Source organism: Bordetella genomosp. 6 (assembly GCF_002119705.1).
GTDB classification, from domain to species: domain Bacteria; phylum Pseudomonadota; class Gammaproteobacteria; order Burkholderiales; family Burkholderiaceae_B; genus Bordetella; species Bordetella bronchiseptica_F.
In genome coordinates this window covers 315769-341312 of record NZ_CP021107.1, presented here as the reverse complement: position 1 = coordinate 341312, position 25544 = coordinate 315769, and the positions used below count along the sequence as shown (strand labels likewise).

General features: G+C 69.2%; 24 protein-coding genes. 15 read left to right on the top strand and 9 right to left on the bottom strand.

Translation table 11 applies throughout. The annotated features are described in order from the left end of the window. Nucleotides 1–75: 75 nt before the first annotated feature. Nucleotides 76–1032 (bottom strand): LysR family transcriptional regulator, encoded by a 957-nt coding sequence (locus CAL11_RS01625; RefSeq protein WP_086091970.1) that lies wholly within the window; start codon nucleotides 1030–1032, stop codon nucleotides 76–78. A gap of 104 nt (nucleotides 1033–1136) precedes the next feature. Between CAL11_RS01625 and CAL11_RS01620 the strand changes: the two genes are divergently transcribed. Continuing rightward, nucleotides 1137–2132, top strand: a complete 996-nt coding sequence (locus tag CAL11_RS01620) for a tripartite tricarboxylate transporter substrate binding protein (protein ID WP_086091969.1) — start codon at nucleotides 1137–1139, stop codon at nucleotides 2130–2132. Nucleotides 2133–2144: 12 nt separating this feature from the next. Continuing rightward, entirely contained in the window at nucleotides 2145–3029 is an 885-nt protein-coding gene (locus CAL11_RS01615; protein ID WP_086091968.1) for an MBL fold metallo-hydrolase, read from the top strand. 61 nt (nucleotides 3030–3090) lie between these two features. On the opposite strand, the gene CAL11_RS01610 is transcribed toward CAL11_RS01615, so the two are convergent. Further along, complete coding sequence (locus CAL11_RS01610) at nucleotides 3091–4167, bottom strand: serine hydrolase domain-containing protein (protein WP_086094493.1); 1077 nt, start codon at nucleotides 4165–4167, stop codon at nucleotides 3091–3093. 5 nt (nucleotides 4168–4172) lie between these two features. Next, the gene (locus tag CAL11_RS01605; protein ID WP_086091967.1) at nucleotides 4173–5369 is read right to left on the bottom strand and encodes a pyridoxal-phosphate-dependent aminotransferase family protein; all 1197 of its coding nucleotides are present in this window, start codon (nucleotides 5367–5369) and stop codon (nucleotides 4173–4175) included. Nucleotides 5370–5567: 198 nt separating this feature from the next. Here CAL11_RS01605 and CAL11_RS01600 point away from each other — a divergent pair, with 198 nt between their 5' ends. The 8 genes from CAL11_RS01600 (at nucleotide 5568) to CAL11_RS01565 (ending at nucleotide 13414) form a co-directional block, all read left to right on the top strand. Beyond that, complete coding sequence (locus tag CAL11_RS01600) at nucleotides 5568–6290, top strand: GntR family transcriptional regulator (protein ID WP_086091966.1); 723 nt, start codon at nucleotides 5568–5570, stop codon at nucleotides 6288–6290. Nucleotides 6291–6397: 107 nt separating this feature from the next. Further along, nucleotides 6398–6994: a helix-turn-helix domain-containing protein gene (locus tag CAL11_RS01595; RefSeq protein WP_086091965.1), complete on the top strand. Its 597-nt coding sequence runs from the start codon at nucleotides 6398–6400 to the stop codon at nucleotides 6992–6994. A gap of 41 nt (nucleotides 6995–7035) precedes the next feature. Further along, nucleotides 7036–8088 (top strand): ABC transporter substrate-binding protein, encoded by a 1053-nt coding sequence (locus CAL11_RS01590; RefSeq protein WP_157668838.1) that lies wholly within the window; start codon nucleotides 7036–7038, stop codon nucleotides 8086–8088. Between the two features lie 13 nt (nucleotides 8089–8101). Next, nucleotides 8102–9175, top strand: a complete 1074-nt coding sequence (locus CAL11_RS01585) for an ABC transporter ATP-binding protein (RefSeq protein ID WP_086091963.1) — start codon at nucleotides 8102–8104, stop codon at nucleotides 9173–9175. 14 nt (nucleotides 9176–9189) lie between these two features. Then, the gene (locus CAL11_RS01580) at nucleotides 9190–10035 is read left to right on the top strand and encodes an ABC transporter permease (RefSeq protein ID WP_086091962.1); all 846 of its coding nucleotides are present in this window, start codon (nucleotides 9190–9192) and stop codon (nucleotides 10033–10035) included. Then, complete coding sequence (locus CAL11_RS01575; RefSeq protein WP_050458231.1) at nucleotides 10032–10859, top strand: ABC transporter permease; 828 nt, start codon at nucleotides 10032–10034, stop codon at nucleotides 10857–10859. Before CAL11_RS01580 ends, CAL11_RS01575 begins: the two co-directional genes overlap by 4 nt. After that, nucleotides 10856–12073, top strand: coding sequence for an aminotransferase class I/II-fold pyridoxal phosphate-dependent enzyme (locus tag CAL11_RS01570; protein ID WP_086091961.1), 1218 nt, complete (start codon nucleotides 10856–10858; stop codon nucleotides 12071–12073). The genes CAL11_RS01575 and CAL11_RS01570 overlap by 4 nt, the downstream gene beginning before the upstream one ends. Nucleotides 12074–12094: 21 nt before the next feature. Further along, nucleotides 12095–13414, top strand: coding sequence for an NAD(P)/FAD-dependent oxidoreductase (locus CAL11_RS01565; protein ID WP_086091960.1), 1320 nt, complete (start codon nucleotides 12095–12097; stop codon nucleotides 13412–13414). Between the two features lie 90 nt (nucleotides 13415–13504). Here CAL11_RS01565 and CAL11_RS01560 read toward each other — a convergent pair whose 3' ends face one another. Together CAL11_RS01560 and ctaD are read right to left on the bottom strand one after the other, a co-directional pair. Then, nucleotides 13505–14050, bottom strand: a complete 546-nt coding sequence (locus tag CAL11_RS01560) for a DUF2244 domain-containing protein (RefSeq protein WP_086091959.1) — start codon at nucleotides 14048–14050, stop codon at nucleotides 13505–13507. 23 nt (nucleotides 14051–14073) lie between these two features. Then, nucleotides 14074–15669: a cytochrome c oxidase subunit I gene (ctaD, locus tag CAL11_RS01555; RefSeq protein WP_086091958.1), complete on the bottom strand. Its 1596-nt coding sequence runs from the start codon at nucleotides 15667–15669 to the stop codon at nucleotides 14074–14076. A 360-nt stretch (nucleotides 15670–16029) separates the two neighbouring features. Between ctaD and CAL11_RS01550 the strand changes: the two genes are divergently transcribed. Next, a complete protein-coding gene (locus CAL11_RS01550; RefSeq protein ID WP_033468452.1) occupies nucleotides 16030–16995 on the top strand; it encodes a Bug family tripartite tricarboxylate transporter substrate binding protein in 966 nt (321 codons plus the stop codon). 15 nt (nucleotides 16996–17010) lie between these two features. On the opposite strand, the gene CAL11_RS01545 is transcribed toward CAL11_RS01550, so the two are convergent. Then, nucleotides 17011–17955, bottom strand: coding sequence for a LysR family transcriptional regulator (locus tag CAL11_RS01545; protein WP_086091957.1), 945 nt, complete (start codon nucleotides 17953–17955; stop codon nucleotides 17011–17013). 229 nt (nucleotides 17956–18184) lie between these two features. Between CAL11_RS01545 and CAL11_RS01540 the strand changes: the two genes are divergently transcribed. From CAL11_RS01540 to CAL11_RS01530, 3 genes are read left to right on the top strand one after another with little or no spacing between them, the layout of a single operon-like run. Further along, the gene (locus CAL11_RS01540) at nucleotides 18185–18892 is read left to right on the top strand and encodes a haloacid dehalogenase type II (RefSeq protein WP_086091956.1); all 708 of its coding nucleotides are present in this window, start codon (nucleotides 18185–18187) and stop codon (nucleotides 18890–18892) included. 2 nt (nucleotides 18893–18894) lie between these two features. Further along, entirely contained in the window at nucleotides 18895–20103 is a 1209-nt protein-coding gene (locus CAL11_RS01535; RefSeq protein WP_086091955.1) for a CaiB/BaiF CoA transferase family protein, read from the top strand. Nucleotides 20104–20115: 12 nt separating this feature from the next. Then, the gene (locus tag CAL11_RS01530; protein ID WP_086091954.1) at nucleotides 20116–20571 is read left to right on the top strand and encodes a PaaI family thioesterase; all 456 of its coding nucleotides are present in this window, start codon (nucleotides 20116–20118) and stop codon (nucleotides 20569–20571) included. Between the two features lie 11 nt (nucleotides 20572–20582). Here the strand turns inward: CAL11_RS01530 and CAL11_RS01525 are convergent, their stop codons facing one another. From CAL11_RS01525 to CAL11_RS01515, 3 genes are read right to left on the bottom strand one after another with little or no spacing between them, the layout of a single operon-like run. Then, nucleotides 20583–21557 carry a Bug family tripartite tricarboxylate transporter substrate binding protein gene (locus CAL11_RS01525; RefSeq protein WP_086091953.1) on the bottom strand — a complete coding sequence of 325 codons (975 nt, stop codon included), beginning with the start codon at nucleotides 21555–21557 and terminating at the stop codon, nucleotides 20583–20585. Between the two features lie 40 nt (nucleotides 21558–21597). After that, nucleotides 21598–23364, bottom strand: coding sequence for an acyclic terpene utilization AtuA family protein (locus CAL11_RS01520; RefSeq protein ID WP_347876363.1), 1767 nt, complete (start codon nucleotides 23362–23364; stop codon nucleotides 21598–21600). Then, nucleotides 23361–24416 carry a Bug family tripartite tricarboxylate transporter substrate binding protein gene (locus CAL11_RS01515; protein WP_086094492.1) on the bottom strand — a complete coding sequence of 352 codons (1056 nt, stop codon included), beginning with the start codon at nucleotides 24414–24416 and terminating at the stop codon, nucleotides 23361–23363. Before CAL11_RS01515 ends, CAL11_RS01520 begins: the two co-directional genes overlap by 4 nt. 111 nt (nucleotides 24417–24527) lie before the next feature. Between CAL11_RS01515 and CAL11_RS01510 the strand changes: the two genes are divergently transcribed. Further along, nucleotides 24528–25523: a LysR family transcriptional regulator gene (locus tag CAL11_RS01510; protein WP_086091951.1), complete on the top strand. Its 996-nt coding sequence runs from the start codon at nucleotides 24528–24530 to the stop codon at nucleotides 25521–25523. Nucleotides 25524–25544 lie beyond the last annotated feature (21 nt).

Sequence of the window (25544 nt, the reverse complement as noted above, 5' to 3'; positions counted from 1 at the left end):
GCAGCCCACGGTCTGTGGCGGCGCCGTTTGCCAGCGTAACGGCTGGCGCGCAATTTGAGAAGCGGCGCGTGGCGCTCAGGCGTAGGCCGCCACCCGCGCAATGCAGCGATGCAACACATCGCGCACCACCCGGTTCATGGCCAGCGTGCGGCGTTCGGCCAGCACGATCAGGCCCACGGTCGGCATGCGGAACGGGACGGGGAACGCCATGCAGCGCACGCCGCCCCAGCGTTCGAGCTCCTGCCCGATATCGAGGGGCAGCAAGCCCAGCGACGCCATGTTGCTGCTGATGGCCGAATGGACCAGGCGCGCCGAGGTGGTTTCGATGCGCGCCACCGGCGCGACGGCATTGCGGCTGACGAAGGCCTCGACGAACGCCATGCGCGTCGGGCTGGACGCCGGCGGCAGCACCCACGGGTGGCCGTGCAGCGACGCCAGCGTCAGGCTGGCGCGCCGCTCGTACAGCGCCTCGCTCATCACGATCGACGCGGTCTGCGAGAACAGGCCCTCCTGCGCCAGCGTATCGGCGCCGGCGTCCGCCGAAAGCCGCCCGATCACGATGTCGAGCTCCTGGCGCCGCAGGGCCAGCACCAGCTGGTCAGTGGCGCCTTCGAAGGTGCTCACCGACATGCGCAACGGCTCGCCCGTGAGGGTCTTGAGCACTTCCTGCATCAGGGCGTTGGACACGAACGGGATGACTCCCAGGCGCAGGTGGGCGCCGCGCCCCTCCTCGAACGCGCGCAGCTCGCTGTGCAGCGCGCCGGCGTCGGCCATCAGCAGGTCCACGCGCGCCAGGACGTGCCGGCCCACCGCCGTGGGCGCCAGCCGCGCGCCCCGTTCGCGCGAGAACACCTGGGCGCCCAGCTCCGCCTCGATATCGCGCAAGGTGCGGCTGAGCGCCGGCTGCGTGAGCCCGCGCCGTTCGGCCACGGCGGTCAGCGAACGCGCCGCGGCGATCTCGCGCAGCAACTGCAGGTCGCGAAACCGCAGCCGGGCAAACGGCACCGGGTCGCTATGGGCAAGATCGTGCATTGCGGGTAAACCCTGGGCTTTACATAACAAAAATGGTATCACTTCAAACGCTTGAATCACACGAAAATCATGCAACTCAGCAAAACCACCATACGGGGAATGCCATGCAGCATGTAAACAGACCTTCGCGGCTCAGGGGCGCGATGGCCATCATCACCACCGCGTTCGCGCTGGCCGGCGTCGTGGCGCAGGCCGGCGCCGCGCCGTCCGACCAGCCGCTGCGCATCGTCGTGCCCTACGCGCCCGGCGGCACCGGCGACGTCATCGCCAGGCTGGTCGCAAAGAAACTGGGCGAGCAATCCGCGCAGGCCATCGTGGTCGAGAACAAGCCCGGCGCGGCCGGGTCGATCGGCGCGTCGACCGTGGCCCGCGCGGCGGCCGACGGCAATACCCTGCTGCTCGGCTACACGTCCGAGATGGTCATCAACCCCATCGTGCAGAAAGGCGTGAGCTACGACGTGGCGCGCGACTTCGCGCCCGTGGCGATGGCCGGCTCGACGCCGCTGCTGCTGGTGGCCAACCCGGCGGTCGGCGCCAGCTCGATCGCCGAACTGGTCGCGCTGGCCAAGGCCCGGCCCAACCGCCTTTCGTATGCCTCGGCAGGCCCCGGCAGCCCGGCCCATATCGCCGGCGCGCTGCTGGCGCGCGAGGCGGGCATCCAGCTGCTGCACGTCCCGTACAAGGGCGGCAGCCAGGCGGTCACCGATACGGTGGGCGGCGTGGTCAGCATCTACTTCTCGGGCATGCCGCCGGCGGTGCCATTCGTCAAGAACGGCAAGCTGACCGCGCTGGGCGTCACCGCCCGCCAGCCCAGCCCCGCCTTGCCGGAGGTGCCGGCGCTGGCCGCGCGGGACTACCCGCGGCTGGACCTGGCGGGCTGGTTCGGCTTTTTCGCGCCGCGCGACGTGCCGGCGCCGGTCCAGGCCGCGCTGCACGAGCGCATCACCGCGGCCCTGGCCTCCGACGACATCAGGCAGGCGCTGGCCAGGCAAGGCGTGGAAACCAAGCCGATGAGCGCGCAGGCCTTCGGCGATTTCGTGGCCGCCGAGCAGAAGAAGTACGCGCGCTTCATCGACGAACTCGGCATCGCGGCCGAATAACGAGGAACCAGCATGAATCTGTGGTTACTGGGCACCGGAACGCCCACGCCGTCGCTGCGGCGCATGTGTTCGGGCTATCTCGTGCGCGTCGGTGACGAATACCTGGTCTTCGACCACGGTTTCGGCGCGCACCATCGCATGCTCGAACTGGGCGTGCGCGCCACCCAGGTCTCGCACGCCTTCTTCAGCCACCACCATTACGATCACATGGGCGATTATCCGCGCCTGCTGCTCACCCGCTGGGACCAGGGCGTGGGCAGGATCGACGACATGGACGTCTACGGACCGCCGCCGCTGAAGCTGATCACCGAGCGCCTGATCGGCGACGACGGCGCCTTCGGCCCGGACCTGATCTCGCGCACCGAGAACCAGTGCAGCATCGACGTGTACCAGGCGCGCGGCGGCACGGGCAGGCGCGCCCGCCCGCAGCCTCGCCTGCACGAGCTGGCCGCGGACGCGGTGGTGCGCACGCCGGGCTGGACCGTGCGCGTGGCGCCCGTGAACCATTTCGCGCCGCACCTGGTGTCGTATGGCTACCGCCTGGACGCGGACGGCCAATCCTTCGTCTATTCCGGCGATACCGGCCCCAGCCGCGCGCTGCGCGAGCTGGCCCAGGATTGCGACGTCCTCGTCCATATGTGCCACTACGTCTCGGGCACCGCCCCAAGCAAGACCTTCGCCGCGTTCACGATGGGGCACCGCGAACTGGCCGAGCTGGCCGCCGAGGCCAACGTGCGCAACCTGGTCATCTCGCACGTGACAGAACAGTTCGACCACCCCGGCATGCGCGAGCGGATCGTGCGCGAAGTCGGGGAGATCTACCGGGGCAATATCTTCTTCGGCGAGGACGGCATGGAGATTCCGTTCGCCGGCCCGCGCCAGACCCGGCTGGATTGAACCGGCGCGCCTGGCGCGCGGACCGGCATCATCGCTTTCCCGGGTGGTCCACCGCGCGCGCCTAGCCGGCCCGATGGGCGTCGACCGCCGCCAGGATCCTGCCGAACAGCGCGTCCGCGTAGGCTGCGTCCAGCCAGCGCACGATGACCACCATGCGCCGCTCGGGCTCGACCCAGGTGAACGAGCTGCCCGCGCCGATGCCGAAGAAGCTGGACGCCGGCACGCTGGGAAACACCTGCCGTTCGTGGTTGAGCCAGATCAGGTAGCCGTAGTAAGGCGCGATATCGCAGGGCGTGCGCATCGCCTGGATCCAGGCCGGCGAGAGCACCTGCCGGCCATCGGCCGCGCGGCCTTCGTCGAGCAGCATGCGGCCGATCAGCGCCTGGTCGCGCGCACTGATCGACATGCCGCCGCCCCAGTGCGTGCCGCCCGGCACCGACGGCATGCGCACGCCGTCGATCTCCACCCAGGCATTGTCGTAGCCCACCCACTGCCAGTCCTCGCTGGCGCCCAGCGGCCGCGTGACCGCCTCGCGAAACACCTCGGGCAGGGGCCGGCGAAACAGGTGCAACAGCGCATATGACAGCTGGTTGATGCGTACGTCGTTGTATTCCCAGTAGGTGCCGGGCTCTTGCAGCGGCCGCGCGTCGCCCTTCCTGCCGTCGGGCGGGATGCCGAAGGCCACCGCCCGGTAGCGGTCGGCCTGGTCGGGCACGCCGAAGCGCTCGCCCTCCCATTCGCTGGTCTGCTGCAGCAAATGGCGCCAGGTGATGCGCGCATTGCGCCCGGCGTCGAAGCCGATGCCCGGCACGCGCCGGCCCACCGGCTCGTCCACGTCCGGCAGCAGCCCGCGGTCGTGCGCCACGCCGGCCAGGATGGACAGGTACAGCTTGGCCACGCTGAAGGTCAGGTCGGCGCGCTCGGGCTCGCCCCACGACGCCAGCGTCCGGCCGTCGACCACGACCACGCCCGAGACCGGGCCGCGATCGTGCACCGGACCCAGCAGGCGGTTCCAGGGCGGCGGATCCTCGAGATGCACGCCGAAGTTGCCCTGGGCGCTGCGGTCCCAGGCGGTTTCGTGGTCGTTGGCGAACTGGATCGCCTGTTGCATGAGGGGGTTCATCGCTATCCTTTCGATGCGGTTCAGACCGGCTGCCCGGCCGGGGTCTGGGCCAGGAACGCCATGGCGGCCTGCACGCCGCCGGCGCGGTGCGGCACGCCCGCGGCCGCCAGGCCCATCTCGACGCCGGCCAGCGTGCCGCACAGCATCAAGTCGTTGAAATAACCCAGGTGGCCGATGCGGAATACGCGGTCGGCCAGCTTGCCCAGGCCCTGCCCCAGCGAGATATCGAAGCGCTCCAGCGCCCGCTGGCGGAATGCATCGGCGCTATGGCCGCCCGGCATCAGTACCGCCGTGAGCGCCGGGCTGCATTGCGCCGGATCCAGGCACAGCAGCTCCAGCTCCCAGGCGGCCACCGCCAGCCGCGTCGCGTGCGCGTGGCGGCGATGGCGCGCGTAGACCTGCGGCAGCCCTTCCTCGCGCAGCATCGCCAGCGCTTCGTGCAAGCCATAAAGCAGGTTGGTGGCGGGCGTGTACGGAAAGTAGCCGCGCTCGTTGGCCGCCAGCATCTCGCGCCAGTCCCAGTACGAACGCGGCAGGCGGGCCTGCCCGGCGGCGGCCAGCGCACGCGGGCCGATGGCGTTGAACGACAGCCCGGGCGGCAGCATCAGGCCTTTCTGCGAGCCGGCCACGGTTACGTCCACGCCCCATTCGTCGTGGCGATAATCGATCGAGCCGAGCGAGGAAATCGTATCGACCATCAGCAAGGCGGGATGCCCGGCCTGGTCGATGGCCGCGCGCACCGCCGCGATGTCGCTGGTGACGCCGGTGGAGGTTTCGTTGTGCACCACGCACACGGCCTTGATGCGGTGTTGCGCGTCCTGCGCCAGCCTGGCGCCGATGGCCTGCGGGTCGGCCGGATGGCGCCAGTCGCTTTCCAGGCAATCGACCTCCAGGCCCAGGCGGCCGGCCAGCCGGCGCCACAGGCTGGCGAAATGGCCCGTCTCGGCCATCAGCACGGTATCGCCCGGCGACAGCGTATTGACCAATGCGGCCTCCCAGGCGCCGGTGCCGGACGCGGGAAAGATGAGCACCGGCGAGTCGGTGCGAAACACGTGCTTCAGCCCGGCCAGCACCGCCAGCCCCAACTGGCCGAACGCGGGGCCGCGATGGTCGATGGTGGGCTGGTCGATGGCGCGCAGCACGCGATCCGGCACGTTGGTGGGACCGGGAATCTGCAGGAAGTGACGACCGGACGGATGCGGGTTCAGGGCAAGCATGCAAGGCCTCGCATTGGATTATTGGTATACCAACTCAAGCCGCGACGCGGGCGGGCGATACAGGCCCGGCCATCCCGCGCCGGGCTCATGCCACTCTAGCCTATTGAATCGGCACGATGACCTAGGGTATTCACGCATGATCGGGGCGCGATCGACCCACGTATAGTCGCAGGCAGATTTCCGAAATCCGGTATACCAATGAGCCTCGAAGCCAGCCTGATGCCCTCCGGCAACGCCTGCGCCGGCGCCACGAGCAGCGGCACCCTGCCCGCCACCGTGGCCGCTCGCCTGCGCGAACGCATCATCCAGGGTGATTTCCCGCCCGGCGCGCGGCTCAACGAACGCGCGCTGTGCGACCAGCTCGGCGTGTCGCGCACGCCGCTGCGCGAGGCGCTGCGCGCGCTGGCGGCCGAGGGCCTGGTGCGCATCGAACCGAAACGCGGCGCCCAGGTGGTGGCCCTGTCCGCCGCCGATGTCCGCGAAGCCTTCGAAGTCATCGGCGGGCTGGAGGAAATGTCGTGCCGCCTGGCCTGCGCGCGCGCCACCGACCAGGAGATCGCCGAGATCCGCGCGCTGACCTACGAGATGATGGCCAGCCACGCGCGGCGCGACCTGCCGTCGTACTTCCGCACCAACCGCGCCATCCACGAGCGCATCGGCCTGGCCGCGCACAACGCCCTGCTCAAGCAGCTGTACGACGCGCAGAACGCGCGCATCCAGAACCTGCGCTTCGTTTCCAACGAAGACCGCCACAAGTGGGACCAGGCGATGCGCGAGCACATGGCGATGGCCGACGCCCTGCAGGCGCGCGACGCCGAACGGCTGGCCGACCTCATGCGCGGCCACCTGCGGCGCAAATGCGAGGCGGCGCTGCGCAGCCTGGCGGGGTCCGCACCGGACATGGCCACGGAAGATTTTTAGGATTATTTTTTAGAATTATGAAGTTAGCGCCGTCCCAGGGTTATTACCACTAGCGAGCCGGTTGGCTGGGCAGGCAGAATTTTCAGAATTTTGAAAATTCGACCACGATGACCGACGCTCTCAGCACCGCCAGCATCAACGCCGACGACCTCGCCCTGGGCGTACGCCTGCGCGAAACACGCAAGCGCCTGGGCATCACCATGCAGGAGCTGGCGGCGCGTTCCGACCTGTCGCTGGGCACGCTCAGCAACATCGAGCGCGGCATCAACTCGCCATCGGTGCGCACCCTGCGCACCATCTGCCAGGCCATGGGCATCGACGGCGCCGAGCTGTTCTTCAACGGCCCGCAACACGAAGACGCCAGCGGCATGGTGGTGCGCGAAGCGGCGCGCAAGCGCCTGAACTTCCGCGACCAGCGGGTCACGAAATACCGCATCACGCCGCCGACCTGCGAGCACATGGAAGGCTACCTGCTGGAACTGGGCGCGCAGGGCGGATCGGGCGAGGAGTTCTATTCCTCGCCCGGCGAAAAAATCCTGCACGTCATCACCGGCAAGTTCCAGGTCGATGTAGAGGGCAACTCGTTCCAGCTCAGCGCCGGCGACACCTTCGGCTGCCGCCGCAACGTGCTGCACCGATGGCGCAACGGCTGGGACAGACCCACCACCGTATTGCTGATCAACAACTCGCATTTCTACGTCTGACGGCGCGCCGCGCCGCCGGACCGGACACAGGGGGAACAACGATGAAACCAGCAAGCAAGCATTGTTTCGCGCGCGCGATGGTCGCCGCGCTGGCCTGCGCCGCGGGCGGCGCCTGGGCCGCCGACAAGGGGCCGCTGACGGTGGCCGTCTACGGCGGCATCGGCGAGAAAACGATTACCGAATGCGTGATCAAGCCGTTCACCGCGGCCACGGGCGTGAAAGTGATCACCGATCCCGGCGCCTCGGCGCTGACCATGACCAAGCTGAACCAGCAGAAATCCGCGCCGGTCATCGACGTGGCGTGGATGGACGGCGGCATCTCCGAGCTGGCCTGGAAGGCGGGCCTGCTCGAACCGCTGGACCCGGCCCGCATGCCCAACCTCGAGAACGCCATCCCGCAGGCCAGGTACCAGGACGACGGCAAGATCTACGCCGCCAGCACCGGCTACTACGCGCTGGGCATCCTGTACAACACCGAGCTGGTCAAGACGCCGCCGACCAGCTGGAAAGACCTCTGGAAGGACGAGTACGCCGACCTGGTGGCCCTGCCCTCGCCGGACAACGCCATGGGTATTCCGCTGCTGGCGCACCTGGCCAAGCTGTATGGCGGCGGGCTGGACAACCCCGCGCCGGCCATCGAGCAGATCCGCAAGCTGAAGGTCGCGGCGTTCTGGAACAGCTCCGGCACCGCCACCAACATGTTCCAGAACGAGGAAATCGCCGTCAGCCCGCACTTCTCGACCAGCGCCTGGACGCTGATCAAGAACGGCCAGCCGCTGAAATACGTGGCGCCGTCCGATGGCGCGGTGGCCAACGATATCCGCGTGCACCTGGTGCACGGCACGCCGCGCCGCGAACTGGCCGAGCAATTCATCAACGGCATCTTCACGCAGGAAACCGCCAGCTGCCTGGCGCGCACCTTCTACGCCGGCCCGTACGTCAAGGACGTCAAGCTGCCCCCCGACGTGGCCCAGTACATGCCGTGGGGCGCGCAAGGGACGATCGACGACGTGGTGATCCCCGACTGGCTGGCGCTGAACGCCAGGCGCGAAGCGCTGACCGACGCCTGGAACAAGAACATCGGCCGCCGTTGAGCCGCGACGCACCATGACCGACTCCATCCTGAGCATCCGCGCCCTGACGCGCCGCTACGGCGCCGTCACGGCCCTGGACAACATCAACCTGGACGTGGCGCAGGGCGAGTTTCTCGCCTTGCTGGGCCCCAGCGGCTGCGGCAAGACCACGCTGCTGCGCTGCATCGCCGGTTTCGCGCAGCCCAGCAGCGGCGAGGTGCTGATCGAGTCGCGCGCCGTGCAGGGCGTGCCGGCGCACCGCCGGCCCGTCAATACCGTGTTCCAGAACTACGCGCTGTTTCCGCACATGACGGTGGCCGCCAACGTGGCCTACGGGCTGCAGCGCGCCGGCGTGGGCAAGGCCGAGACCGCCACGCGCGTGGCCGAGATGCTGGAACTTGTGGGCCTGCCCGACCACGGCGCGCGCTACCCGGCGCAATTGTCCGGCGGCCAGCAGCAGCGCGTGGCGCTGGCGCGCGCCATCGTGAACCGCCCCAAGGTGCTGCTGCTCGACGAACCCCTGGGCGCGCTGGACCTCAAGCTGCGCAAGCACATGCAGATCGAGCTCAAGCGCCTGCAGGAACAGCTGGGCATCACCTTCGTATTCGTCACGCACGACCAGGAAGAAGCGCTGGTCATGGCCAACCGCATCGCCGTGATGAACGCCGGCCGCATCGAGCAGATCGGCACCGGCGCCGACATCTATCGCACGCCCGCCAGCCTGTTCGTGGCGGACTTCATCGGCGAGGCCAACCTGATCGACGTGCGGGCCCACGCCGACGGCGCGCTCACCCTGGGCGCCGACGGCCAGCCGGTCGGCGTGTTGCCGCAGGCCGCGCAACCGGGGCGCTACCGCCTGCTGGCGCGCCCCGAGCAACTGGCCTTCCTGGGCCCGGACAGCGCCGCGCCGGCGCTTGCGTTCGACGCCACCGTGACGCGCACGATCTTCGTGGGCGACGCCTTGCGCGTGTACGCCAGGCTGGCCGACGCCAGCGAGGTCGCGATCAAGCTGCCCGACGGGCCGCGGCAGCGCGCGCCGCACAGCGGCGCGCAGGTCCGGGTGGGCTGGTTCGGCCAGTCGCCCACGCTGTTCGCGGCCGCGGCCTGAGGCGGAGCGGGCATATGCATCTGAGCCGTCTACACATCTTCTGCCTGTTGCTGATTCCGGTCACCTGCCTGTTCGCCTTTTGCGTGGTCCCGCTGGGCGTGGCGGGGCTGTCCAGCTTCGTGTCGGACACCGGGCAGTTCAGCCTGCAGACGTACTGGGAAATCCTGTCGACCGACATTTACCGCTCGACGCTGTGGGCCACCCTGCTCATCTCCGCGGTGGTGACCGCCATCGCGTTGCCGTTCGGTTTCCTGATCGCCTACTACACCGTCATGGTGGTGCGCGGCAGGCTGACCCGGCGGCTGATCTACATCGCCGTCATACTGCCGCTGTTCACCAGCAACATCGTGCGCGCGTTCGGCTTCATGGTGCTGCTGGGACGCAACGGCTTCGTCAACAACACCCTGCTGTGGCTGGGCGTCATCGACAAGCCGCTGCGCATTCTCTACTCGGACGTCGCCGTCGTCATCGGCCTGACCTATATCTTCGTGCCCTTCATGGTGCTGTCCATCGCCAGCGCCCTGCAAGGCATCGACCGTTCGCTGCTGCAGGCGTCTTCCGACCTGGGCGGCGGCCCCTGGGCCACGTTCCGCAAGGTGGTGCTGCCGCTGAGCCTGCCGGGCGTGCTGGCCGGCAGCGTGATCGTGTTCACTTTGAGCGTGAGCGCATTCGTCACCCCCAGCGTCATGCTGGGCGGGCGCGGCAAGGTCATGTCCATGCTGATCTACGAGCAGTACGTGTCGTTCATGAATTTCCCGTTCGGCGCCGCCCTGGCCATCACCCTGATGTTCGCCGCGTTCGTCGTCGTCGCGCTGTACTCGTACGTGTTCGAGCGCAAGCTGCAATGGAGCCGCACATGACCCCCGCCCGACCGGCCGCCCGCCTGCATCCGGGCAAGTGCCTGCTGCACGCCGCCGCGTGGATCGCCATCACCTACATGATGGTGCCCCTGGCGGTGATCATCGCCACCTCGTTCAACGAATCCAACCGCCTGGCGTTCCCGCCGCAAGGCTTCTCGCTGAAGTGGTACACCGCGTTCCTGAGCGACCCGACCTACATCGACTCCATCCTCAACAGCACCCAGCTGGCGCTGGGCGCCACCGTCATCGCCCTGGTGCTGGGCACGGCCGCGGCGCTGGCGATGGCGCGCGGCCAGTTCCCCGGCCGCTCCGCCTTGCTGACCCTGCTGATGTCGCCGCTGGTGCTGCCCAATATCGTCATCGGCGCGGCGCTGCTGCAGTTCGCCTCGATGCTGGGTTTCGCGCGCACCTTCACCAGCCTGCTGGCCGGCCACGTCATCCTGGTGCTGCCGTATGTGGTCAGGCTGGTGCTGTCGTCCTTCTCGGGCCTGAACCGCTCGCTGGAGGAAGCCAGCCAGGACCTGGGCGCTTCGCCATTCTCGACCTTCTTTCGCATCACGCTGCCGCAGATCAAGCCCGGCATCGTATCGGGCGGCCTGTTCGCCTTCGTGGTGTCATGGGTGAACGTGGAGCTGAGCATCTTCAACACCAGCCCGCAGCTCAGCCTGCTGCCGGTCAAGATCCTCAACTACGTCGAGTACACCGTGGATCCGCTGATCGCCGCGGTATCGGCCTCGACCATCTACGTCGCCATCGTGATGGTGCTGCTGATCGACGCCTTCATCGGCATCGACAAGTTCGCCAACGCCAGGGCCGAGTCATGAGCGCGGCCGGAGAAACGGGCATGGCGCGCATCGAGGCGCTGGCCGCGGGCTTTTCCGAACGGATGGCCCACGGCGCCATGGTGCTGTATGCCGGCATGAACCTGCCCAGCCCGCGCGCGGCGGCCTTGCTGGGCCTGCCGCTGGGCGCCATGCCGGCCATGGGCCAGGGCGCCGTGCGCGAGCAGCCCGGCGTGCAGGACATCGTCGAACTGGAGAACGTGGCCGAACAGGCCGCCTGCCGCGTCTTCCAGGGCGGCTGGGCCGAGGTCCGGCTGCAAAGCGGCACGCTGGCCAATCTGGCCGTCTACGCCGCGGCGTGCCGGCCCGGCGACCTGATCGCCATCACGCCGCGCCGCGCCGGCGGCCACGTCAGCCACCAGGAGCGGGGCGCGCCCTCGATCCTGGGCCTGCGCACCGTCGAACTGCCCTTTCTCGACGCGCAGCAGTGCCTGGACGACGCCGCCAGCGCCGCGTTGATACGCCGCGAACGGCCGCGACTGGTCATGCTGGGCGCCAGCTATGTGCCACGCGCCTTCGATTTCCCGGCCATCGCGCAGGCGGTGCGCGAGGCCGGCGCGCTGCTGGCCTACGACATCGCGCACGTCGCCGGCCTGGTGGCCGGCGGCGCCTTCCCCAATCCCCTGGCGGCCGGCGCGGACCTGCTGACCGCCTCGACCTACAAATCCCTGGCCGGGCCGCCGGGCGGCCTGATCGTCGGGCGCGCCGACGCCGCGCCATGGCAGGCGCGCGTGCGCGAAGCCGTGTTCCCGCGCATGACCGCCAACTACGACGCCGCGCGCGTGGCCGCGCTGGGCGTGAGCCTGCTGGAGTGCGAGCGGCACGCGGCCGGCTACGCCCGCGCCATGCTGTCCAATGCCCGCGCGCTGGCCGCAGCGCTGCGCGAGCGCGGCCTGCCGGTGCTGCCCACGCAGACCCATCACCTGGCCATCCCGCTGGCCGACGCCGACGCGCGCTCGCACGAGCTGGCTCGCGCCGGCATCGTCTGCGGCGCCATCTCGGTGGCCGGCCAGCATGCGCCGCGCGCCTTGCGGCTGGGCACGCAGCTACTGACCCGACGCGGCTTCGAAGCCGCCGACATGGCGCAAGTGGCCGACCTGCTGGCGCGCGCGCTGTCCGGCGAAGCGCCGGCCGACGCGCTGCGCGCCGAGGTCGCGGCCTTCATGCAGCGCCGCGCCACCCTGGCCTATTGCTAGCCGCTTTCATCCCGAGGCCCCATGAAGAACGCAGGCATCTTCCACCCCGACTTCATCAACGAACCCTATTGGTGGCGCGCCTTCCGGCCCGGCGCCGTGGCGGGCGATGACCCGCCGGCCAGCTGCGACGTCGCCATCGTGGGCGGGGGCTACACCGGCCTGGCCATGGCGCTGGAGTTGCGCCGCCAGGGGCGCACCGTCGCGGTCCTGGAGGCCGGCGATCTGGGCCAGGGCGCGAGCACGCGCAACGGCGGCGGCGTCAGCGGCGGCGTGAACGTGGGCAAGAGCCTGAGCGGACGCAAGATCCACTACGAACCCGAGATGCAGCGCGCCATCCTGGGCGACGCCGCCCAGGCCTATAGCTACATCGAACGCTTCATCGCCGAAGAAGGCATAGATTGCCACTGGAAGCGCACCGGCCGCTTCATCGGCGCCTGGACGCCGGCGCATTACGAAGCGCAGGCGCGCACGGTCGAAGCGCTGAACTCCGGCGCGGCGTCCGGTTCGTATATGGTGCCGCGCGAACGCCTGCGCGAGGAAATCGCCAACGATCTCTACTACGGCGGCCAAGTGGTCGAGCGCTCGGCCTTCCTGCACCCCGCGCTGCTCTACCAGGGCGTGCTGCGCGCCTGCCAGCGCGAAGGCGCCGCCGTCTGCGCCCAGGCCGCGGTGCGGCAGATGCGCCGCGACGGCCAGGGCTGGGTCGTCGACACCGCCAAGGGCCCGGTGCGGGCGAAGCAGGTAGCCATCGCCACCAACGGCTATACCGGCGACCTGACCCCGCAGTTCAAGCGCCGCGTGATTCCCATCGCCAGCCACATCATCGTCACCGAGCCGCTGCCGCCCGGGCTGGCCGAGCGCATCCTGCCCACCAACCGGATGATCAACGACACCTTGCGCATCCGCAGCTACTATCGCCTGACGCCCGACGGCACGCGGGTGCTGTTCGGCGGGCGCGGCAAGTTCGGCCAGGCGGACGTGCGCGGCAACAGCGAGGTGCTGTACCGCGCCATGCTGCAGCGCCTGCCGGACCTGGCCGGCATCCGCATCGAGCACGCCTGGTCGGGCAACGTGGCGTTCACCTTCGACGGCATCGCCCACATGGGCGAGCGCGACGGCCTGTATTACGCCATGGGGTGCAATGGCAGCGGCGTGGCGCTGCTGTCATACCTGGGCTACCAGACCGCCCGCAAGATGGTCCAGGCGGACGGCTACGCGTGCGCGTTCGACCGCGCCATGCCGGGCAACCCGCTGTATCGCGGCAACCCCTGGTTCCTGTCGTCCATCGGCCCGTGGTTCCGCCTGCGCGACCGCATCGACCGCGCGCTGGTACGCGACTGAGGGATACAAGGCACGCCATGCCGCAGGCGCCAGCCGCCCCCTCTTGCCGCAAGCGCCAGCCCCGCGCATCGGGGCGGGGCCGCCTTGCGCTCATTCGAACAGCGTGTCGGCCGCGCCCAGGCGCGGCGCCCTGGATGGGCCCGTGCCCAGCGCCTGGCGTATGTCGGTCTCGAACGCACAGGTCCGGCGCCGGTCCAGGTAGCGCGCCAGCCGCACCTGGCGGCGGCCGCAATGCAGCCAGAGCGACTCGTCCGCGGCCGACCAGGCGCGGTGGCGGATGACCCGCGCGCGGCCGCGGTCGAATACATGGCGCGACACCTGTTCGCCGTCGTGGACCTCGACGACCAGCGTGCCGTCGGCCCGCAGCTCGATATCCTCGCCATCGCGCGCGTGGCGCGCGAAATGCCAGCCGGCAAACGCGATGAACGCCAGCTCGACCACGCACCAGGCGGTGATCGCCCACAATCCGTAGGCCGCGCCCGCCAGGCCCACCAGCACGGCGATGGCCGCCATGATGCCCATGCCGGCCATGAACTGGGCCGGCGCCACGCTGCTGCGCCGCAGGCTCCAGCGACAGGGCGCGGCGCCCGGCGCGCCGGCCTGCGGCAAGAGAGGATGCGAAAGCGTGTTGCTCATGGCCTGACCGCGCGGTCCGGATCCTACTTGACCTCGGGCGGCGTCACGAACGTATGGTGCGGCGCGGGCGACGGCACGGTCCATTCCAACCCCTCGGCGCCCTCCCACGGCCTGGCGGTGGCCGCCTCGCCCTTGCCGCGGTAGCAACGCAGCGCCGCCCAGACGAAGATGAACTGCGACAGGCCGAACCATATCGCCCCGATGGTGGCCACCTGGTGGAAGGTGGTGAACTGCGCGGCATAGTCGGCGTAGCGGCGCGGCATGCCGGCCAGGCCCAGGAAGTGCATCGGGAAGAAGGTCACGTTGAACGAAATCATGGTGGACCAGAAGTGCAGCTTGCCCAGCTTCTCGTCGTACATGCGCCCGGTCCACTTGGGCAGCCAGTAATACGCGCCGGAGAACAGCGCGAACAGCGAGCCCGCCACCAGCACGTAGTGGAAGTGCGCCACCACGTAGTAGGTGTCGTGCACCTGGATATCGATCGGCGCCACCGCGAGGATGAGGCCGGTGAAGCCGCCGACCGTGAACACGAAGATGAAGCCCACCGCGAACAGCATCGGCGTCTCGAAGCTGAGCGAGCCGCGCCACATGGTGGCCACCCAGTTGAACACCTTCACCCCCGTCGGGATCGAGATCAGCATGGTGGCGTACATGAAGAACAGCTGGCCGACCACCGGCATGCCCGTGGTGAACATATGGTGCGCCCATACCAGGAACGACAGCACCGCGATCGACGCCGTGGCGTACACCATGGATGCATAGCCGAACAGCTTCTTGCGCGAGAACGCCGGCACCACGGCCGATACGATGCCGAAGGCCGGCAGGATCATGATGTAGACCTCGGGATGCCCGAAGAACCAGAACACGTGCTGGTACATCACCGGGTCGCCGCCGGCCGCCGCGTTGAAGAAACCGGTGCCGAAGTGGCGATCGGCCAGCAGCATGGTGATGCCGGCCGCCAGCACCGGCATCACGGCCAGCAGCAGGAACGCGGTGATCAGCCAGGTCCAGCAGAACAGCGGCATCTTCATCAGCGTCATGCCGGGCGCGCGCATGTTGAGGATGGTCACCATGATGTTGATCGCGCCCATGATGGACGAGGCGCCCATGATGTGCACCGCGAAGATGGTCAGGTCCATGCCCGGCCCCATCTGCAGCGACAGCGGCGCGTACAGCGTCCAGCCGGCGGCGGTGGCGCCGCCGTCGACCCAGAACGAACTGATCAGCAGCACCGAGGCCACCGGCAGCAGCCAGAAGCTGAAGTTGTTCATGCGCGCGAACGCCATGTCGGAGGCGCCGATCTGCAAGGGGATCATCCAGTTGGCGAAACCCACGAACGCCGGCATGATGGCCCCGAAAATCATGATCAGGCCGTGCATGGTGGTGAACTGGTTGAACAGTTCGGGGCGGAAGAACTGCAGGCCCGGCTCGAACAGCTCGGTGCGCACGGCCAGCGCCAGCACGCCGCCCACCATGAGCATCACCAGCGAGAAGATCAGGTACATCGTCCCGATGTCCTTGTGGTTGGTCGCGAACAGCCATCGTCGCCACCCGCTGGGCGCGGCGTGATGGTCGGCGTGGCCGGCCGAAGGGCTGTGATCGTGGACAATGGTACTCATGTCGCGCCTCCGGAAACATGGCGGCGCCACCGGCCGGGCATATGCTGCCGTGCCCGCCGCCAGGGTGGCGGCCGGGAGCCCGATCGGCTCCAGCGCTCAGTTGTACGCCTTATGGCGCCGCCACGCCACCGCAGGCACACCGCCAGCATGGTCTTTGATGCGGCCCCATAAGAGATGTCGCGCGGCCGCGCCGCGTCATTGACGCGGTCAATATATCCATACCAACTATCCATTAGTCGTATCTGCGCCGGCTACCTACCATTTTGTCAGGCCCGCCCGGACCGCCCCGCCAGCGCCAAGCGCGCGCGGGGCCGGGCCACCCCCTGCACACAAGCGGGCCGGCACAAAGGAGACAACGAAATGAAGAAGAAGGTATGCCAAGCGGCCGGCATCCTCGCGCTGGCCTGCGCCACGGCGGCGACGGCGGCCTGGCCCGACAAGCCCGTACAGGTCGTGGTGCCGTACAACCCGGGCGGCGGGGTCGATACGTTCACGCGGCCGGTGGCCGCCAAGCTGGGAGAGGAACTGGGCCAGACGGTGGTGGTGGACAACCGCCCCGGCGCCGGCGGCACCATCGGCGTGCAGCGCGCCGCCACGGCCCCGGCCGACGGCTATCACCTGCTGGCCGGCGGCGTGCACCAGATGATGGCCGAGGGCCTCTATCCGAACCGCGGCTACGACATGGACCGCGATTTCGTGCCGGTGGCGCTGGTGGCGAAGGTGCCCAACGTGCTGGTGGTCACCAACAAGGCGCCGTTTCGCAACGTCGAGGAGCTGATCGCATACGCCAGGCAGAACCCGGGCAAGCTGAACTATTGCTCCTCGGGCAGCGGAACGGCGCAGCACATCGTGGCGGCCACCTTCAGCCAGCTGGCCGGCGTTTCCATGACGCACATCCCGTACCGCGGCACCGCCCCCGCCATGCAGGACCTGATCGGCGGCCAGTGCGACCTGATGTTCGACGGGCTGGGCACCTCCGCCCCGCAGGTGAGGACCGGCAACATCCGGCTGCTGGCCGTCACCTCCAGCACCCGCAGCCCGGCCTTTCCCGACGCGCCCACGCTGAAGGAAGCCGGCGGCCCCGCCATGGATGCGTCGATCTGGTATGCCTGGTGGGCGCCGGCGAACACGCCGGCCGATGTGCTGGCGCGCCTGCGCGCCGGCATCGCGCAATCGCTGAAGGCGCCGGCGGTGCTGGAGGCCTGGCGCAGCCAGGGCGCCGAAGTCCCGCCAGCCATGGAGCCGGCCGCCCTGCAGGACTACGTGCGCGCCGAGAACCAGCGCTGGCAGAAGGCGGTGCGCGAACTGGGCATCAAGATCGGCTGAGCGTCCGCGGCCTGCTCACCCCGCCCCCGCGGGCGTGGCCAGGTCCTGGCCCGGCGGGACCACCGCCCGCACCTGCTCGCGCAGCCATTGATGGGCGCGGCTGTGCTCATAGCGCCGGTGCCAGTACAAGGTCCATTGAAAGCCGGGCGTGGCGAACGGCAAGGGCCGGATCATGGTGTCCGGCCCCGCGATGCGCCGCGCCGCCCGCTCGGACATCACCGCCAGCAGGTCCGTGTCGCGCAGCACGGCCGGCACCAGCAGCCAGTGCGTCACGTTCAGCGCCACCTCGCGGCGCAGCCCCTGGCCGGCCAGCACGCTGTCGACGAAGCGGATGTCGGTGGGGCTCATCGAAACGCGCACATGGCGGTACGCGAGGAACTGCTTGAGCGTCAGGCGGCGCCCGGCCAGCGGGTGCCCCTTGCGCAGCACGCACACCATCCTGTCGCTGAACAGGGCCTCGGCGCGGATCGCGCTGGTGTGCTGCAGCTCCATGCTGACGGCCAGGTCCAGGCGATCGGCCTCCAGCGCCTCGATGGTCTGCTCGGGCGAAAGATGCACGGTGTCGATGGCCAGGCCGGGCGCGGCCGCGCCCACCCGCGCCATCAGGGCCGGCAGGACCAGCGTTCCCACCAGGTCCGACATGCGCAGGCTGAACTGGCGCTGCGTGCTGGCCGGATCGAACTGGATGTCGCTGGTCATCAGGCGCGCGGCCTGCTGCAGCGTGGCGTGCACGCTTTCGCCCAGTTCCAGCGCGCGCGGCGTGGGCTCCATGCCCTTGGCCGTGCGCACGAACAACTCGTCCTTGAACACCATGCGCAGCCGCGACAACGCGTTGCTCATCGCCGGCTGGCTGACCGCGATGCGGTCGGCGGCGCGGGTGACATGGCGCTCGGTCATGAGCGCGTCGAAAAACACCAGCAGGTTCAGGTCGACCGATCGCAGATTGACGGCGGCGCGCATGACAGTTCCCGAAGCGGAAAAGACTGCCGAATTCTAATGCAGGCGCCGCCGCGGCGGCGCTTTTTTATCGCAATAAGTTCCCCTGACCGGCATTATTCCGGCTCGTCCAGAGCAATTATTGACATAAATAATAATTCCATAATGATTATCCATTGGACGAATACATGGAGGGACCCGAAGATGGCGGGGCCGCGACACACGCGCTTTCACGCCAACCAGGAGAAACCACATGGCGACCGCAGAGACTCTCAAGCAAAAGATCAAGGTAGTGATGTTCGACCAGTACGGAACGGTGGTCGACATGCAGAAAGGGCTGGTCGAGATCGCCACCCCCTACCTCAAGGAAAAGGGCTGGACCGGCAACCCCAACTCGTTCGTGACCTGGTGGCGCCGCACGCACTTCGAGAATTCGATGATCGACGCCTTGCTGCACAAGGAGCACACGCCCTACCGGGAAATCGGCCACCGCGCCGTGGCCTACACGCTGGAGCGCGCCGGCATCGCGCACACCGCCGACGAAGTGCGCTACCTGGTCGGCTGCATCGAACAGCTCAAGCCCTTTCCGGACGTGCCCGAGGCGTTGGCTCGCCTGCAGACCCGCTACCGCATCGTGGTGCTGTCCAACGGCGACCGCGACATGCTGGAAACGGCCAAGCGCCATCACGGCATTCCGTTCGACAACGTCATCTCGGTGGCCGAGGCCAACTCGTTCAAGCCGCATGTGGCCACCTACGCCAAGGCCGCCGAGATCGAAGGCGTGCGCATGGATGAAGTGCTGTTCGTGGCCAACCACGCGTTCGACTGCCTGGGCGCCAAAGCGGCCGGCATGCACAGCGCCTTCATCGACCGCCGCAAGCGCCCGTTCGGCGGCACGCCGCACCAGCCCGACCTGTGGGTCGACGACATGAAGTCGCTGGCCGACGCGATGGTGGGCTGACCATGTCGCCGCTGCGCGGAGTGCGCGTCCTGGACTTGACGCGCGTGGTGTCGGGCCCGTTCTGCACCATGCTGCTGGGCGACCTGGGCGCCGAAGTCATCAAGATAGAAGAGCCGGTCCATGGCGACGACAGCCGCGCCTTCGGGCCTCCGTTCAGCGGCGGCGAGAGCGCCTATTTCCTTTCGGTCAACCGCAACAAGCGCAGCTGCGCCATCGACCTCAAGCAACCCGAAGGCAAGGAACTGGTGCGCGCCCTGGCGCGCGCCAGCGACGTCATCATCGACAACTTCCGGCCCGGCACGATGGAGCGGCTCGGCCTCGGATACGAGGCGCTGCGGGCCGCCAACCCGCGCCTGGTCAGCTGCTCGATCACCGGCTTCGGCGACAGCGGCCCCGACGCGCAGCGGCCCGGCTACGACCTGATCATCCAGGGCGAATCGGGCATCATGGACATCACGGGCGACCCGGCCGGCCTGCCGACCAAGATCGGCACCTCCATCGCCGACCTGATCACCGGCCAGTTCGCGTCCCAGGCCATCACGGCGGCGCTGCTGGAACGCGCCACCAGCGGGCAAGGCCGCCATGTCGGCATCGCCATGCTCGACTGCATGGCATCGCTGCTGACGTTCAACGCCGGCATCTACTTCACCACCGGCGCCAGCCCCACGCGGCGCGGCAACGCGCACCCGACCATCGCCCCGTACGAGACGTTCCAGGCCGCCGACGGCTGGCTGAACATCGGCGTGGCCAACGACAAGTTCTGGCAATTGTTCTGCGGCGTGATCGCGCGCCCCGACCTGGCCGGCGACCCGCGCTATGCGCGCGCCGCCGACCGCGTCGCGCTGCGCGCGGAACTGGTGCCGCGCATCGCCGCCCTGATCGCCGAGAAGCCGCGCGCGTACTGGATCGCCGCGCTGCGCGAGGCCGGCGTGCCATGCGGCGACATACGCTCGGTGGCCGAGGTCTGCGAAGCCGAGCAGCTGGTGTCGCGCGGCATGGTGTTCGACATGCCGCACCCGAGCGCCGGCCAGGTGCGCAACATCGCCAGCCCGTTCCGCTTCGAGGGGGCCGGGGCGGCGGCGCATCGCGCGCCCCCGCTGCTGGGCGAGCATACGGCGGCCATCCTGTGCGAATATGCCGGCTTGCGGCCCGAACGCGTGGCGGAGCTGGCCGCGCGCGGCATCATACGCACCCACGCCACCAGCAACTGAGGAGAATCATCGATGGACGAAAGCGCCGCCCTGCGCGCCTTCCAGGACGCATTGCGCACCCAGCGCCCCGAGTTCGGGCAGTTCTTCCTGGCCCGCCTGCTGGGCCTGGACATCAGCTACCCCGACGGCCAGTGCCTGATCGTCTTCGAACCCCAGGATTTCCTGTTCAATCCGCAGGGCAGCCTGCACGGCGGCATCATCGCCACCGTGATGGACATTTCCATGGGACACCTGCTTCACCACACGCAGGGCGCCGGCCTGACGCTGGAAATGAAGACCCAATACCTGAAGGCGGTGCGCCAGGGCACGATGTACTGCCGCGGCGAATTCCTGCAGCGCGGGCGCAGCATCTCGTTCCTGAAGTCGACCCTGACCGACGCGCAAGGCGAGCCGCTGGCCATGGCCACCTCCACCTGGAAGGCGCTGCCGCCGGCGCGCGCGCCGGGCCCGGAGGCCGCGGCGCGCTGAGCGCCGGGGCGCTACTGCGCGGTCGCGCCCGAGGCCTGCACCAGCCGGGCCTGGCGCGGGATTTCCGAATCCAGGTACTGCGCCAGGGCCGCCGGCGCGCCCGCCCGGATCTGTATGCCCATGGCCTCGATCTTCGGCCGCGCGCCCGGATCCCGCAGCACCTCGTTGAGCGCCTTGTTCATCGCCGCCAGCGCGGCGGCGTCCACGCCCTTGGGCGCCAGCAGCGCGAAGCAGGTGTCGCTGATCAGGTCCGCGCGGCCCTGCTCGACCGTGGTGGGCGCATCCGGCAGCACCGAGGCGCGCTCCGTCGAGAACACGGCCAGCACCTTCATGTCGCCGGCCCGCACGTGCCCGACCGTCATCGGCACCACCGGGAAGATGGCGTCGAGCCGGCCGGCCTTCATGTCCGTCAACGCGGCGCCGGGGGTCTGGTAGGGAATGTGCACCAGGCCGTTGTCCATCTCGCGGCTGAGCATCTCGCCGGCGATGTGCCAGGAGCTGCCCACGCCGGTGGTGCCGTAGCTCAGCTTGCTCTTTTTCGTCTTGGCGTAGGCCTCGAACTCGGCCAGGCTGTTGGCCGGGAAGTCGCCGCTGACCGCCAGCACGTTGGGCGTGCAGCCCACCATGCCCACCGGTTCGAAGTCGGCGCGCGGGTCGTAGCCCACGTCCTTGTACAGCGCCAGGTTGGTCGCCAGCGGACCGGTCCACGAGATCACCATGGTGTAGCCGTCGGGCTGCGCCCGGGCCGCCTGGGCCATGCCCACGTTGCCGCCGGCGCCCGGCCGGTTCTGCACCACGATGGTCTGGCCCAGCCGCTGGCCCATTTCCAGCGCCAGCAGGCGGGCCAGCGGATCGGACGAGCCGCCGGCGCCGGCCGGCAGCACCATGGTCAGCGCCTTGCGGGCCGGCCAGCCGTCCTCGGCCGCGGCGCCCGCGCCGTGAAACGCCAGCAGGCCAAGTGCGAATGCAGCAGCGATGGGTCGCATGTTACGGATCCTCCCCGCCTCGGCAGGTAGTGGTTGATGATCAATAGAGGGTGACTTGCATGTCGACCTGTTCGCGCGGCACCAGGCAGGAGTTCAGCCCGATGACCGAGCGCACGCGCGAACCGCTGGCGCTGGTGGCCCATTTGCCGGTGCCCGACACGCCGTTGACGGCCAGCGGATCGATCTCCTTGCGCAGCTTCTCGGCCTCCTGCCGCTCGCGCGTCTTGAGCGCCACGCGCAGGATGACCTCATAGGGTTCGCAGGCCGGCGCGGGGGTGGCCTCGCGGTGCACGGCGTTCATGCCCAGGTAGTCGAAGCGCAGCTCCTGCGCTTCCAGGCCGATGGCCTGGAAGCGCCGCTCCAGGATGTCCTGCGTCATGCGGGCGCGCCGCAGCGCCCCCGGACCGGCGAAAATGACCATCTCCTCGGTCATGTAGCCTTCGCGCAGGCCCACCAGGGCCTTGAGCGTGGGCGGACGCGGCTGGCCCGCCTCGCCATGGATGAGCACGGCCACCTCGTCGGGCGCGGTCTGCACGAAATCCACCGCGCCCAGGTTGGTGACGCAATCCGGCGCCAGGTAGCGCGACGGGTCGGCCACTTCGTAGAGCAGCTGCTCCTTGCACGTGGCCGGCGTGAGCAGCCCGCCCGAGCCTGGCAGCTTGCTCAGCGTGATGCCGTGCTCCGACACCTCGGCGATAGGGTTGCCCAGGCGCTCCAGCCCGGGCACCTCCTTGTAACCGGGATCGGCGAAATAACCGCCCGACAGCTGCGCGCCGCACTCCATGAGATGGCCGATGATCATGCCGCGCGCCATCTGCTCGTGGTCGTCGAGCGACCAGCCGAACTCGAACGCCAGCGGCCCGAGGTACAGGCAGGCGTCGGCCACGCGCGTGGTCAGCACCACATCGGCGCCGTCGGCCAGCGCGCGCACGATGCCCTCGCATCCCAGATAGGCCTCGGCCGAAACGATGCGATCGCGGCTGCGTTCGACCGGCTCGCCGTCCTCGCTGTAGCGCAGCCCCAGGTCGGCGATGCATCCGCTCAGTTCGCCGCCGCTGACCGCCGCCACTTTCAGGTCGGCAATGCCCAGCTGCGCGGCCAGCTCCTTGATCCGGCGCGCCGCGCCGCGCGGATCCAGCCAGCCCTGGTTGCTGATGATGCGTATGCCCTTGGCCTTGCAGGCCGCCAGCACCGGCTCGAGCCGGGCCACCAGGTAGGGGTCGTAGGCGGCGGCGCTGTCCGCATCCAGGCGCGCGACCTGCGCCGCGCTCATCGTCACCTCGGACATGGTTTCGAAGCACAGGTAGTCCACCCCGCCGCGCTCGACCAGGTCCAGCGCCGGCTCGAAGCGGTCGCGCGACCACGCCGTGGCCGAGCCCAGCCGGACCGACCGGCCGCCGCGCGCGCCCGCGCCGGGCGCCGGCGCCGGCGGGCTGTCCTGGTCGCGCGCGGCGCGGCCGACGTAGCCGTCGGGCACCCGCACCGGCAGCGACAGCATCAGGGACGACAGGGCCTTGCCCGATTCCTCGAACGCCAGCGTGCGGGAACGGCCGCCTTCCAGCACTTCGTCCATGACGAAATTGAGCGCGCCGATGCGCGGCACCTCGTAGCGCGCGATGCCGCCCTTGACGATGGGGCCGTACAGCTCGCGCACGCGCTCCACCGTCACCTGTTCGCGCAGCAGTTCGTAGTCGGCCGGATCATAGGCGATGACCGACACCATGCTGCTGTTGCCCTTCTCGCCCGATCGCGAATGCGCGACCTCCCTCAACGCCATCGTCTGGTAGCCGGACAAAATCTGCCTCACTGGATGCTGGCGCCGGTCGCCTTGACGACCTCCGCCCATTTGTCGATATCCTTGCGCACGAAGGCGCGGAACTCCTCGGGGGAATTGCCCACCATCGTGAACCCTTGCGGCGCCAGCTGTTTTTGCAGCGCCGGATCGCGCGCCGCGGCGGCGACGGCCGCGTTGAGCCGCTGCACCACCGGCGCGGGCGTGCCGGCCGGGGCGAACAGCCCCATCCAGGCCGTGGCGTCGAAATCCGTAATGCCCTGTTCGGTGGAGGTCGGCACGTCCGGCAACAAGGGCGTGCGCTCGGGCGCCAGCACCGCCACCGCCTTGAGCTGGCCGCTCTGGATCTGCGAGACCAGCGCCGGCACCTGGTAGAACAGCAGCGGCACGTGGCCGGCCACCGTGTCGGCCACCGCCTGCCCCACTTCCTTGTAGGGCACATGGTTCAGCGGCGCGCCGGTGCGCAGCTTGAGCAGTTCGCCGCCCATCTGGCCCGACGAACCGATGCCGCCGGTGGCGAAGTTCAGGCCGCCGCGCTGCTTGGCCAGCTTCACCACGTCGGCCAGGTTCGAGACCGGCAGGTCGCGGTTGACGGCCAGCAGGTTGGGGAAATAGGCCACCAGGGAGATAGGCGCGAAGTCGCGCAGCACGTCGTACGGCAGGTTCTTCATCATCGACTGGTTGATCGAGTGCGACGAAATCGTTCCCATCACCAGTTGGTAGCCATCGGGCGCGGCATGCGCCACCTGCGCGCTGCCCACCGCCCCGCCCGCGCCCGCCTTGTTCTCGACGATGACCGGCTGGCCCAGCTGCGCCGAGACGTGCTTGGCCAGCACGCGGGTCAGGATGTCGGTGCTGGATCCCGCGCCATACGGAACGATGATCGTGACCGGCTTGGCCGGATATGCCGCGGCCTGGCCAGCCGCCTGCGCGCCCGGCCAGGCCAGCAGGCCCGCGGTGGCCAGCAGGAAGGCGCGCGCCACGCGGCGCCGCGCCAGGGAAAGCCCGCCTTGCAGGCGTCGCGTCGATACCGCCTGCGGGCGGCGTACGCCGTCACGGGATGTCATGGCCTCTGTCTCCTCGATGCGCGTCGATGCGCGCTGCGAAGGCATGTTAGGCACGCCCGCGGCATGCCCACAAACGGTATATTTGCAACGACTGATAACCGGAGACGATCAGTGGACGAAAGCTGGCTGGGCGTACTGCGGCGCATCAACCTGAATCAGCTGGCCAGTTTCGCGGCGGTCGCCGACCGCGGCAGCTTTCGCGCCGCCGCGGCGCAGCTGCATATTTCGCAATCGGCGCTGAGCGTGCAGGTGCAGCAGCTGGAGGCCGCGCTGGGGGTCAAGTTGCTGCACCGCGATACGCGCACCGTGCGGCTGACCGACGAAGGCCGGCGCCTGGAACAGGTGTTCTCGCTGTCCGGACGCGAGCTGGCGCGGGTGCTGGCGCAACTGCGCGACGAAGGCCGGCTGCAGAAAGGCGTCATCGTCCTGGCGGTGCTGCCCTCCCTGGCGGCGACTTTCCTGCCGCCGTTGATGCGGGCTTTCCAGGCGCGCTTTCCGGGCATCCGCATCCGCATGCACGACGCCGACTCGCGCCGCGCCCACGAACAGATACAGCAAGGCGCGGTGGACATAGCCGTCACCTCGCGCAGCCCCCGCAACGAGGACGTCGGGTTTCGTTCCCTGTTCGAGGAGCCGCTGCTGGCCGTCGTGCCCGCCGCCGATGCGCTGTTCCGTCGCCGCGCCAGCGCCAGCCTGCGATTGCTGGCGCGGCGGCCGCTGCTGCTCAACCCGCGCGGCGTCGACCTGCGCGAGCGGCTCGAAACCCTGTTTCGCGCCGCCGGCATCGCCGCCGCGCCGGCGCAGGAGCTGACCGGCACGGCCTCGCTGGTCGCGCTGGCCGCCTCCGGCATGGGCGTCAGCATCCAGCCGCGCAGTTCGCTCTATGGGCTGGACCTGGACGCCTGCCGCCTGTTGCCGCTGCGGCCGGCCGCGCTGCGCGAAATCGGCGTGATCACGCCGCCAGGGCGCACGCCCTCGCCCGCCACCGCCGCCTTCCACGACTACCTGGTCGAACATGCGGCATCGGTCGCCTGGCCGTTGCTCGGCGTGCCTGTTCCCCACGAGGGGACGGACACCGTCTTGACCGTCAACCGCTCCAGCCTATGACGGGGTGCCTGTCCCACATGA